Here is a 13,419-nt window from a genome sequence, read left to right as displayed (position 1 = left end):
GATAACGCTCGCATCCTCCGTATTACCGCGGCTGCTGGCACGGAGTTAGCCGATGCTTATTCGTATGGTACATTCAGCACATTACACGTAATGTGGTTTATTCCCATACAAAAGAAGTTTAAAACCCATAGGGCTGTCGTCCTTCACGCGGGATGGCTGGATCAGGCTCTCACCCATTGTCCAATATTCCTCACTGCTGCCTCCCGTAGGAGTCTGGTCCGTGTCTCAGTTCCAGTGTGGGGGTTCACCCTCTCAGGCCCCCTAAGGATCATTGCCTTGGTAAGCCGTTACCTTACCAACTAACTAATCCTACGCATGCCTATCTATATCCGATAAATCCTTTTAATACAATGTAAGGCTACATTATATGTTATCCGGTATTAATCCGAGTTTCCCCGGGCTATCCCCGTGATATAGGTAAGTTACATACGCGTTACGCACCCGTACGCCGGTCTCTCTTGAAGCAAGCTCCAAAATACCCCTCGGCTTGCATGTGTTAGGCCTCCCGCTAGCGTTCATCCTGAGCCAGGATCAAACTCTCCATTGTAATTCTTTTTAATTTTACAAAAGTTTTCCCTGTACCCTAATTTTTAATAGAGCTTTCCCAAGTCGTTTTTGCTACTTTTTATCTTAAAATTTTTATGTCAATGATCTGTTCGTTTTCGCTCCTCTCCTCCCTTCTCTTTTCCTCTGTTCCTGAGTTGCGGGTGCAAAGATACATACTTTTTATTCCCTCACAAATTTTTACAAAACTTTTTTTAATATTTTTTTATTCATCCTCTAACTCCTTATCACTATATCTTTATTTATCAATATTTTATATTCTATTTTTTTATCCCACTTTTTTTTACTTTTTTTCGCTCATATTCTTCGTTTATCTCTTTTACCCCTTCTTTCTCTCTCTTTTTATTTATCCGGTTGTTATTCTTCTTTTCTATTCTCTCGCGCGCTCGTCTTATCTCTCTCGTTCTTTTGCCTCTTATTTTATTATCTTTATCTCTTTTAATGTTTCTATTGCACCATAGTATTTCTCTATGATAAACAATACAAAACGAATGTCTGTATTAATACATCTTTGAAGTTCGTTATCAAACTGTATGTTTCCGCTCATTGCTTCCCAATTACCATCAAAGGCCAATCCTATTAATTCTCCTTTTCCATTAATTATTGGGGAACCTGAATTTCCTCCTGTAATATCGTTATTAGAAAGAAAATCTATGGGTAATTCTCCATTTTCATTGGCATATTCCCCATAATCTTTGGCATTATACAAATCAATTAGTTTTTGTGGCAAATCAAATTCGGCATCATCTTTTTTATATTTGGCTATCATACCTTTTAAGGTTGTGTAATAGTTTAATTTTGCATCATTGGGTTTTTGCGGATTATCTTGTAAGGTCTTCACGGTCCCATAAGTCAATCTCATTGTAGAATTGGCATCCGGATAAAATTTAACATTTGGAAAAGTTTTTTCTAATCCTTTAATATATAATCTTTGTGCTTGATTAAAATTATCCTCTAATCTTTTATTTTTAGAATCTTTTTGCATATAAAATGATATTAGATCTTTAGATAATATATATAAGGGATCTTCGTCAATTAGTTTTTTGTTTGGATTATTAATGTAATTTATTATTTTTTCTTTGGATTCAAATATTGAATTATTAGCCAAAGTTTTAAATTCAGTTTCTTTTAATATATGATTTCGTATAGATTGTGGCAAGTTGTCTATATTTACTTTTATTATATACAATCCAATTAATTCTTCTAACAAATCTTTTTCTACTTCTGGATATATTTTTTGATACATGGAATTAACTGATTCTATTAACTTGGATTTCATTGCTTCTCTACCCATTTCATTTTGTTCTGTATAGGTCTTTAGCATATCTCCTAGTTTTGAGGGTACAACTGCATATGAACTGGATCTCATTACACCAAACAAATACATTCTTTCTCTTATTGTATTGTTTGTTTGTTTATAATAGTTCTCTAGGTCTGATAATACATTTTTATAATTTGTTTTTTCTGACCATTGGGCAAATTGTTTTTCTTTTTCTATTTTATCTTCAATTACTTTATTTTTATTTATAGCTTCTATCATTCCTATTCTATTCTTCCAATAATTAGCTAAACTTGCATATTTTCCTGCATAATTTAATTGAATAGCTTTATCTCCATCCATATGTTTTTTAAGAACATCCATAGCTTTTTTGGAAGCTTCAATAAACGGTGGATATTCATAAGATATCAATTGTTGAATTCCATAAGAAGATAAATATCTGCTGGTTGTTCCCGGATAACCTATAACCATTGTGAAGTCTCCAGGCTTTACACCTCCTATGTTTAAAGTTAAAGAATGTTTTGGCGTATATGGAATATTTTCATTAGAATATTCTGCCGGATCTCCATTTTTATCTGCATAAATTCTAAACATTGAAAAATCTCCTGTGTGTCTGGGCCATTCCCAATTATCTGTATCTCCTCCAAACTTACCTATAGAGGAAGGAGGCGCTCCCACAAAACGTATATCTTTATAATCCTGATATACGAAATAATAAAATTCATTTCCATGAAAGAAAGATTTTACAACAACTGTATATTTATTATCCGAATTGTTTTCTTTTTCTATTTTATCTGATTCAGATTTAATTATTTCTGCTCTTTCTTTTTCTGTTTTAGCTTTTTTCAATAAATTATTGATTCTTTCTGATACATCACCCATTTTTACTAAAAAACGTACAAATAAATTTTTGGCAGGTAATTCCTGTTGTGTATTTTTAGCCCAATATCCATTTTTTAAATAATCATTTTCCGGTGTGGATAATTCAGCTATATTTGAATATCCACAGTGGTGATTGGTAAGAACTAATCCTTGATTCGAAATAATTTCTCCTGTACAGAATCCACCAAAGCTAACAATTGCATCTTTTAGACTGGAATTGTTAACGCTATATATTTCTTCTGGTGTCAATTTGAGCCCTTCCTCTTGCATATCTATGTAATTCAATCTTTTTATAAGCATCATTAACCACATTCCTTCATCTGCTTTAGCAGGAATAAGGGTTAAAAATATAAGACAAAGGCATAGTAAAGTCTTTTTCATATGTTTATATTTTATTATTGTTTTTTTAATTTATTAAATTCTGAAATAACTTGGTGATAGGAAACGGTTTTATCTTTAAAATAATTTATTAAATATTGTTTTTCTTGCTCTGTAGCTCCTAATTGATTCAAAATATTTAGTAAATGCATTTTCATGTGCCCTTTTTGTATTCCTGATGTTATTAAAGATTGGATTGCGGCAAAGTTCTGGGCTAATCCTGCAACTGCAATAATTTGCATTAACTTTTCTGCCGAAGGATTACCCAGTATTTGTAGTGAAACAATTACTAAAGGATGTAATTGAGTTAATCCTCCTACGATACCTATTGCAAGCGGAAGATCTATCCAATAATGAAATTTTCCATTTTCTATGCGACAATGGGTTAAACTTTTATATTTCCCAGTTCTTGATGCATAGGTATGTACACATGCTTCAACAGCTCTAAAATCATTTCCTGTTGCTATTACTACAGAATCTACTCCGTTCATTATTCCTTTATTATGTGTAGCCGCTCTAAATGGATCTACTTCCGCTATACGAATAGCCTGTACAAATTTCCATGCAAAATCTTCTGATGATATACCATTTTGATCTCCTAAATCTTCTATTTTACAACTTACTTCTGCTCTAGCAATACAATTTGGGGTATAATTCGAAAGTATCGACATGACTATCTGCAAAGATTCTTTCTCAATTTGGGTAAACATTTCTGATCTCTGAATTTGTTCTATTATAATCCTAGACATTTGTTCCAGACAGGAATTTATAAAGTTTGCCCCCATACTATCTTGTGTATCAAATGTTACCTGAATTTGAAAATAATCATTAAGGTCATTGGTTTTATCTAGTAATTCAATATTAGTAATACCTCCTCCCCGATTACGCATGTTTTTTGTGATCTCTTCTGTTCCTATTAATAATATATTTTTTAAATAATTTGAGAACCAGTTATTTAATTTAGATTTATCTCCTTTATATAAAAAATGAACATGCCCTAATTTTAAATTCCCTAATATTTTTGTTTTGAATCCCCCTCGTTCTAACCAAAATTTTGCTGATTTTGAAGCTGCAGCTACAACAGAACTTTCTTCTATAACCATTGGAATGGCATATATACTTCCATTTATAAGGAAATTGGGAGCAATCCCAAAAGGCATATAAAAATTTGAAATAGTGTTTTCAGAAAATTCTTCATGAAGCTTTTGTATTTCAGAATCTTCATTCCAATATTGGGTCAGTATTTTTTTTATTGTTTGGGGATTATTGGTATAATTATCTACCAACCAGTTAATTTTTTCTTCTTTATTTAGTTTGGAAAATCCTTCTACTATTTTATTTATCATTTTTAGAGATGTACACATTAAACTGTAACAAAGTTATAATAATATTTAACTATCCTTTAAATCTATTGTATTAAAAAGTAGTTTACAACACTATATAATATATTTTTTAAAAGTAGATAAACTTTACTATTTCTAAATTAGAATTTAGTTTTCCCAATTTGTCTAATTATATTTTCTTTTATTTTTCTATTCTTTTCGCAAATATCTTATAATCTTTAAGTTATTAAATATTTTGTGTATTTATTATTTATGTGTCCATAAGAGTTTTCTCAAAAATTCTTATGGAAATTTACAATCTATATAAAAAACTAAGGAATTATACATTTCCTATTTTAATAGAATCACTTTTTTTAAGAATATAAGTTTCGATAAAAATGGTTTTCTTACTTTTTTGATTTTTTTAATCAATTGCTCTAACTTTGTAAAAAATTCATAGTTAAATGGAAAGCATTCCGAAATCTATTACGAATATTGAACAAAAACTTGCTTTTGATTTAGCTAACTTTACTAATAAAAATTTATTTATTACAGGAAAAGCCGGAACTGGAAAAACAACTTTTTTAAAGGAATTAAAGGAAAAAACTCAAAAACGTTCCATTGTTGTTGCTCCAACAGGTGTAGCTGCAATTAATGCCGGAGGGGTTACCATTCATTCATTATTCGGTTTTCCTCTTACCAGTTTTATTCCTTCTGATGATAATTGGGTAGACCGAAATATTGCTATAACCAAAGGTGAACTCCACCAACATTTCAGATATAATAAGGACAAACAAAAGTTGCTATTAGAATTAGATCTTTTGATTATTGATGAAGTATCTATGTTAAGAGCAGATATTTTAGATGCTATTAACTGGGCTTTGCAATACACTAGAAGAAACCCTTCTCCTTTCGGGGGTGTACAAATAATTATGATAGGGGATATGTATCAATTGCCCCCTGTTATTAAGGAAGTACAATGGAATCTTTTAAAAAATTATTATAAAAGTCTTTTTTTCTTTGATGCATTAATTTTAAAAGATAATCCTCCTGTTTGTATTGAATTTAAAAAAGTTTACAGACAGGAAGACCCTATTTTTATTGATTTACTTAATGCAGTAAGATACCAAGATTTTGATTCCATTGATTTTGAATTATTACATGAAAGGTATAATCCTGATTTTATTCCAAAAGAATCTGGCTATATTACCTTAACTACACATAATTATATTGCTGACTCAATTAACCAAAAAGCATTAGAAAAACTAAATAAACCCATAAAGTTTTTTGAAGCTATGATAGAAGGAACTTTTCCTGAAAATTCTTATCCTACAGAAATTGAGCTAGTTTTAAAAGAAGGTTCCCAAATCATGTTCATCAGAAATGATAGTTCTGGAAATAAAAGATATTTTAATGGGAAAATTGGTTTAATTGAAAAAATAGAAGATTCTGATATTTATGTTCGTTTTGAAAATCAAAAAGAACTTCTATTACTAGAACATGAAGTTTGGAAAAATATAAAATATACTCTAAATAAAGAAAACGGAAAAATAACCGAAGAAGAATTAGGTTCTTTTTCGCAATATCCTATCCGTTTGGCATGGGCCGTTACTATCCATAAAAGTCAAGGATTAACTTTTGATAAAGTTATTATTGATGCAGGAAAATCTTTTGCTTCGGGACAAGTATATGTAGCTCTAAGCCGATGTAGAACTCTTGAAGGAATAATATTAAAATCTATAATACATAATCATAATATTATTCAGGATGATAAGATCAATGAATTTCAAAAGCAAATGTGGAATATTCGCGAACTGGAAAACATTTTGAATGAAGAAAAGTATATTTTTGGACTCGAATCTCTCTTTAAATCTTTAAATATTCAAAATCTAATTTTAGATTTACAAGAATGGAGAAAAAAAACCATTGAGAAAAATATTCCGGAAAAACAACAAGTATTGGAATTAATTACCTCTATAGATGAATGCCTACATTCCCTTCAATTAATTAATAAAAAATTCAGAAATACTTTACTTTCCCGATTATATGAAAATACTTTTGATAAAAATGACCATTGGGATAAAATTCAAAAGCGGGCATCTAAGGCTGTAGAATATTTTGCAGAAGAACTTTTTCAAAAAACATGGAAACCTGTTATTAACCATTATTTGGAATATAAAAAGAAATCTCGAATTACTCAATATCTTAAACTAGTTAATGATTTTGAAGGAAACATAAAATTAAAAATAAAATCTATTCTTTCAACTTATCTTATTGATCAAAGACTTACATATAAAGAAAGTAATTTTATTTCTGATGAAGGAAACATATCTCATATAAATACTGACAATACTGTAAATATTACTTACCAACTTTTAAAAGAAGGAAAAAATATGGATCAAATTGCTAAAGAACGTAATTTGGCAGTATCTACTATAAGCAATCACATTTCTAAACTTATATCTAAAAATAAAATTTCTGTTTATGATTTTGTTAATAAAGATAAATGTGGATCAATTGAAAATGTAATTAATAAATTAAATAATCCTGAATTAAAAAAAATAAAAGAAGCTTTAGGAGAAGATTTTTCTTATGATGAAATAAAATTTGTAAGAAGCCATTTAAGTAAATAAAATATAAAAACAAGAATGGTTTTCACTTACTATAATCCCTGATATTAATATATCTGCTTTTTTTGATTTACGTTTCTTTGTCAAATTAGTGTATGTACAATTGATATACTTAATCATAATTTCATAGCCAATATTTATTAATCCAATTTTTATGTTTGTTTATTTTTATAGTATAATTATGTATTAGCAATTAAAATGAAAAACAATAATTAATTTTAAGATAATAATTATACTTTTGTTCATCAATTGCAATCTATGTATTTCATAAAAAATCATTTGCCCAGAATTGCAGTCACCATTTTATTCTTTTTTTTCGGTGGTGGATTTGCTTCTTGGGCCTCACGAATTCCTACAATAAAATCAAAACTACAGGTTTCTGATTCTGATTGGGGTTTGGTTTTACTATACCTCTCGATCGGGACATTAATAACGCTTCCTTTTGCGGGAAATCTTATTTATAAATTGGGAAGTAAAAAATCTACACTTCTATTTATAATTCTATATTTATTATTTCTTATTGGAATCGGTTTTTGGGATACTTTATGGCAACTAAAACTCAATCTTATTGCTTTTGGAGCAATGGGGAATCTTACTAATATTGCTATAAATACTCAAGCTGTTAATGTTTCCCATGCATATAAGGGACAAATTACAGGTTCATTTCATGGATTTTGGAGCATCGGAGGGTTTATAGCTTCCTGGCTGGGAGCTTTTATGATTAGTAATTCTACTCCTCCTCTTTCACATTTCATTATTTATTCTTCAATCGGAATTATTATAAGTTTAGCCTTGTTTAAATTTTTAGTCCCTATAGATTATTATCCTGAAAAAAACGAAGAGAAAACTAAAAATAAATTTCAGTTCCCTGATAAAAGTTTAATTATATTAGGCATTTTAGCTTTATTTGCTATGATTAGTGAAGGGTCTATGACCGACTGGTCCAGTGAATATATGAAGAGTATTGTAAAGCCCCCAAAAGAATATATTGGGTATGGATTAACTGCTTATATGTCCACCATGTCTGTTGGACGATTTATTTCAGATTTAACCGTCCGTAGATTTGGCCCCAATAAAACCTTAAAAATCAGTGGTGTATTAATTTTTTTAGGTCTATCTATCACTGTGTTTTATCCTAATTTTATTATGACTATTATCTCCTTTATGATTGTAGGATTAGGTATTTCAGCAATTGTACCTTTGGTTTATACCTTAGCCGGTAAATCGAAAACCATAGCTACCGGAAAAGCTCTTACTATTGTAACCAGTATTGGTTTTATAGGTTTCTTTTTAGGTCCTCCCTGTATTGGATTTATTGCTGAAAAATTTACTTTACGTATTGCTTATGCTATCATTTCAATTTTTGGAATTGGAATTGTATTTCTCAGTTCTTTTATTTCTAAAGATTAATAATATTAAATAAACTTCATATAAACCCAAAAGTATATGTACATAAATAAGTAATATACGTTCTTATAACTCAATGAGTATTTATTGTTTAATTTATTATGTGCATAATTTATTTTATAATTTTTTATAATTATAATTAAAGATCATTTAACATAAATATTATACATATTTTAAGTTATATTATACATCGATAGCAATAAATTTATCCCAATGATAATTTAGGCAATATTTAGAATTTATCGTAAAAAAAAATTTATAAGTTTAAAATTCTGAACTTTGAAATAAAATAAAATAAATAAACTTTAATTTATGATATTAATTTATTATAAATATTATAATATTATATTTTCTTAACTTAATACATAAACTTAAATTATAAAATATTTTTATAAAAAGTTTACTCATATTATTTTTCATATTGATATATAAATTTATTAATTAATTTAAATAAAAAATATATTTTAAATTACTTCAATAAAAAAAACATAAATTTTTAACATTAATAAATATTAATTTAAAAATATTAATAAAATAGAAAAAATTATTTTTGCAAGCGAATAAAAAATTTATAAACTATGAAAAATTTTATATTTTGGTTGGTTCTTTTAGTTATTATTTTAGTAAACTTAGTTTCAACATGGAAAATTTACGAAAAAGCAGGGGTTCCGGGTTGGAAGGCAATAATTCCTTTTTACAATATTTGGGTTTTAGCGGAAATTGGCGGTAAACCCGGATGGTGGTCCTTATTAAGTTATATTCCTTGTATAGGAATATTTGCTGTTGTTGCTTTATGGATGGAAGTATGTAACAAATTTAATAGAAACAGATTTTTTACATTAGGAATTATCTTATTACCTTTCGTTTTTTTACCTATGTTAGCTTTTAAGGAAGATATTCAATATGAGAATTCCGATAAAAATGATATGCATGAAAGTTTAGAAAATATAAATAAACAAGTAAATTAAAAATTTGTATTATTTATTATAAAAAAACCTTTAAAAATTTTTAAAGGTTTTTTTATATTTTTCAAAATAAAAATATACTTTATCATATGAAAAAAATTTATTTCATTTTAGTTTTAACAATTTTCATTTTTATAAATTGTATAGGAGAATCAAAAAAGATTTATAGCAAGGATATAAATGTAAACACAAAAATTTTTTATGGTGATACAATACAAGGAATTAAAACTTTAAAAGAATTTTATTTCAAAGTTTATGGTAATGATACAATTTCTAATTCTTCTATGGAAGATTTACAAAGAAAATTTGTTTCTGAACGTTTATTAAAGAGAATTGATAGTTTAAGTGAAGAGGATAATTATGTTTTAGATTATGATCCTTTCATTCAAGGTCAAGATTATTCTGGTGAAATAATTAAAAAAACTTTAAAAGTGAAACCTTTAAAAAATCAAAATGAATATAGAGTTAGCTTTTTTCTTTTTGATGAAAAAAATGAAAAAGAAAAAAACATAGATTTTCTTTTAAAAAAAGACAAAAATGGAAATTTTATTATCTATAGTATTATAAATAATGAATATTTAAACTTTAATGATCCCTTAGTAAATAAGCAATCTAATTAATAAGGTTAATACAAAAAATAATCTTATCTTAATATTGTCTAATAAACAAAAATATTGTAAACTCTCTTAAAAAATAAAACTAGTAAAGAGTTTATTTGTAAGTAGGTTTCTGAATATTTGTAAACAATCTTGTATTATAAATTAATAATTATCAACCGTATATTAATAAAAAGCTAATTCAAATAGTAACGATTTAGTTTTACATTTTTACATTAATTTACAAATATAAAAATTGTTTAAAAAATCATATTTCGTCAATATGAAAATAAGCTGCATCTATACCTTTAATTAAGAACCCTTGCCATAGTATTGAAATAATTACATGAAGCCCATAACTTCTTATTTCCTATAACATAAAAACGTTTCTTTGCTCTTGTTAAGGCAACATTCAACATATTAGGTTTTTGCGAAGCCCAATTTCTAGCCCCTGAAGAGGACGGATTACTTCCTAGCACAAGAAAGACAATATCAGCTTCTTTACCTTGAAATTTATGTATTGTTCCGCAAGAGATGTTTTTTTGATTTTTAAATTCACTCGTACAATAAATAGAAACAGATTTAAAAGGTGAAATAACATAAATATTACCTGTATAGCCAGTTCTCTTCAACTCTCTGATTCTAGTTTTAAGAAATTCTATTTCTTCAAGAATAACATGTTTATTATAAGGTGTGGATGTACATTCAACATGAAACCAAGTGGATGCACCAATAAATTCTTCATCTGAGTTTTTATTAATAGCTTTCACCATTTGATTATTATATGCAATCTGATTTGCAATTGAAAACATAGGGTCATCACATCTTCTATGTGTGCGAAGAGGAAAACCGGTCCATATCTTCTCTTCCGAATCTCCGATTTGCATATAGGTGCCAAATAAAGAAATCCTATCTGCTAGCTGCTGTACTGAAACTTTACAAGGAGACCAAACTAATTCTACATTACATTCTTTTCTCAATCTAGTTACTAATTTTTCTGGCATTGAAACAACAGGTTCCACTTGCAATGGATCTCCAACAATCACACATCTTTTTGAGCGATGCATCAATCCAGCAACTGATTGAGGTGTAGCTTGTCCTGCCTCATCAATCAGCAACCACCCAATCTGGTTTTTAGCAATATTGGGGAATAATCTACTTGCCGATGCCAATGTCGTAGACACAACAGGGACACATAAAAAAAATGTATCCCATAAGTTTTGAGCTATCTTCTTTTCAACTGTTACCCAGCCGGAAAGCATTTCAAAAAATGCGTTCAAGTTATTCTTTATATTTTTAGCATTTACAAGAATAGCATCATGATGTAATTGGAGTGCTGTAATAAATATATCACTTCTTAGTTTTGCTACTTGAGGAGAATGATACGGGTTCAAAAGATGTATTTTATCTAAATCTTTTTCCCAAAAATCAATATCAAATATGTTATTTATATCTATTCCATACCCTTTATTTAGAATATCTTGTAATTTTTTATAATCTACAAAAAATGCATTCAGTTTAAATAAGTCTTTTTTTATAATCTCTTTCTTCGTTGACAATTCTTTTGAATTATCTCTATTGAGTGAGAGTGCTTTCCTTGCATTATCTAATGATACATCTAATGATCGTAATCTATTAATAATCTCTTCTGTTCCAGAACTCCACTGTTTATAACTTTTTGTGGAAAATAGTTTTTGAATAAAGAAGAGTGTTGGTTTTCTTTGCAAATGTGCATTCAGTAGAATTTGAATTCTATCTGCATCTTGTCTTACCTGATTTTCTTTCCCTATAAGCTTTGTTTGCTCATACGATAGATTAGATAAATTTTCATCAATTATTGTGAGTTTACGTGTAAGTTGTATTTCTTTTTGCCTGTTCTTAATATAATCTGGAAGCAATCTATGAAATAAAGATGCTTGCTCTTTAAAATCCTCAAACTTTTTTAGTAAATTCTTAAATAACTCATTATGTTTGATAAAAGAGTCCTTATATATAGATGTTTCATCACTATCAGGATCTTTATAAATATCGTATAACAAATTTTGAAATCCATTAAATCCATTTTGTTCTGCTGTTTTCCCCGATTGCCAGAAAGCTTTTCTAAACATCTCTCTGTTTTTCATATTTCCCAAAGCTGCTGCGACAACTCCCCAGCTATCTTTTTTTATCAATGATTGTGAACAGATAGAGAAATAATCAATATCAGTAAAAGTTTTTGTGTCAATATTCTCTTTTTGAGGTAGTTCTTTGCTTATATTTTCAACTGCAGCATTATTATTGCTAGCTACAACTATACCGAAATTATTTTTTAGAGATTGCTTTAGATTGTAAGTATAATAGTTATAACCTGATTCCTTTTCAATTTTCTTAAAGCCTCTCTCGAATAAATTATCACAACCTAAATCAGAGATAACCTTTGCTCTCTCAACAATAATTTCGGCAATAATATCTTTCAATAGGGTTGTTTTTCCTGTTCCCGGTGGACCATTCACTCCTTGTATACCTTCAGCATCTTTTAGATTAGAAAAAATTGAATTTACAGCTCCCACTTGTGCTGAATAAAGACCGTATTCAATATTTGAAGGCCACCTTCCGCAAGTCATAGAATCTGGACTAAAGCTCTCGAAGAGTAGCTCTTTATTTTGTATTAGATCTTTTCTTTTACCAATTGAAGGTGCTTGTTCTAAATATAATTGAAGAGCCGTTCCTAATTCATTCTTTTTGATAGATGAAAGATAGTCTAAATCATTTAAATAAAAACTATTCAGAAAGCCAGTATTAGCTTCGCTATCTTTTGGAACACTTTCCTCTAAAAGATAAATACCGATACTTTGATCCCACCATTTGTTGATATCTTTTAAATAGTCAATTTCTTTGTTGAGGTGTTCCCATAAGACTGTTTCTCCTTGAAGAATCTGTTTTCCATTAATCTCAACGAGTCTGAAGTTATATCTGTCTGAAAAATCTGTTTGCGATTTTTTCAGAGCATCACTAACAGACGAGAGACTTATATTTTGCTCTAATGCACCAATTCCGAATGTGTAACTAGCCGTAACATAATCATTTTGTTGAGGACAACCTTTCTCATCTAAAATCAATGCAGATAAACAAGTAAAACCGCTAACAAGTTCTTCCCAATCATTTGTGCTATCACTTTTCAATAAACTATTGAGATGGTCAACGATTATTTTCTTTCCAATCTTACCAAAAAATAGAGTATAACGCCATTTATAATTTTTATTTATAGGCTTATCTGTCTTAAGCCATGGCAAGAAATCTCCTTCTTTGAGAAGATAAGCATCTTTATTTAAATCTGGGAGATCGAATATTTCAACATTCCTCCAGAATTTTAGTATATCTTGTTGTTTCAATTTTTGTGAAAATTTAAATTTATGG

The 13,419-nt window shown here is 28.6% G+C and carries 7 protein-coding genes and 1 rRNA gene; 4 read left to right on the top strand and 4 right to left on the bottom strand.

The annotated features are described in order from the left end of the window. The 3 genes from C4S76_RS11625 to C4S76_RS11615 form a co-directional block, all read right to left on the bottom strand. Positions 1–547 (bottom strand): 16S ribosomal RNA (locus C4S76_RS11625); the annotation flags it as partial. Positions 548–979: 432 nt separating this feature from the next. After that, complete coding sequence (locus C4S76_RS11620) at positions 980–3,106, bottom strand: S46 family peptidase (RefSeq protein WP_105194643.1); 2,127 nt, start codon at positions 3,104–3,106, stop codon at positions 980–982. Between the two features lie 14 nt (positions 3,107–3,120). After that, positions 3,121–4,449 carry a hydroxymethylglutaryl-CoA reductase, degradative gene (locus tag C4S76_RS11615; RefSeq protein ID WP_105194642.1) on the bottom strand — a complete coding sequence of 443 codons (1,329 nt, stop codon included), beginning with the start codon at positions 4,447–4,449 and terminating at the stop codon, positions 3,121–3,123. A 440-nt stretch (positions 4,450–4,889) separates the two neighbouring features. Between C4S76_RS11615 and C4S76_RS11610 the strand changes: the two genes are divergently transcribed. From C4S76_RS11610 to C4S76_RS11595, 4 genes are all read left to right on the top strand, one after another. Next, positions 4,890–7,058: a helix-turn-helix domain-containing protein gene (locus C4S76_RS11610; RefSeq protein WP_105194641.1), complete on the top strand. Its 2,169-nt coding sequence runs from the start codon at positions 4,890–4,892 to the stop codon at positions 7,056–7,058. Between the two features lie 255 nt (positions 7,059–7,313). After that, positions 7,314–8,465, top strand: a complete 1,152-nt coding sequence (locus C4S76_RS11605; RefSeq protein WP_245915839.1) for an MFS transporter — start codon at positions 7,314–7,316, stop codon at positions 8,463–8,465. Between the two features lie 575 nt (positions 8,466–9,040). Beyond that, complete coding sequence (locus C4S76_RS11600; RefSeq protein WP_105194640.1) at positions 9,041–9,430, top strand: DUF5684 domain-containing protein; 390 nt, start codon at positions 9,041–9,043, stop codon at positions 9,428–9,430. Positions 9,431–9,516: 86 nt separating this feature from the next. Then, positions 9,517–10,047, top strand: coding sequence for a DUF3828 domain-containing protein (locus tag C4S76_RS11595; protein ID WP_105194639.1), 531 nt, complete (start codon positions 9,517–9,519; stop codon positions 10,045–10,047). A gap of 284 nt (positions 10,048–10,331) precedes the next feature. Here the strand turns inward: C4S76_RS11595 and C4S76_RS11590 are convergent, their stop codons facing one another. Then, positions 10,332–13,394, bottom strand: coding sequence for a DEAD/DEAH box helicase (locus C4S76_RS11590; protein WP_105194638.1), 3,063 nt, complete (start codon positions 13,392–13,394; stop codon positions 10,332–10,334). Between the last annotated feature and the right edge of the window lie 25 nt (positions 13,395–13,419).

It is taken from the genome of Apibacter adventoris (assembly GCF_002964965.1).
Lineage (GTDB): Bacteria > Bacteroidota > Bacteroidia > Flavobacteriales > Weeksellaceae > Apibacter > Apibacter adventoris.
The sequence above is the reverse complement of the archived record's forward strand: the minus strand, read 5'-3'. Positions and strand labels throughout refer to the sequence as shown.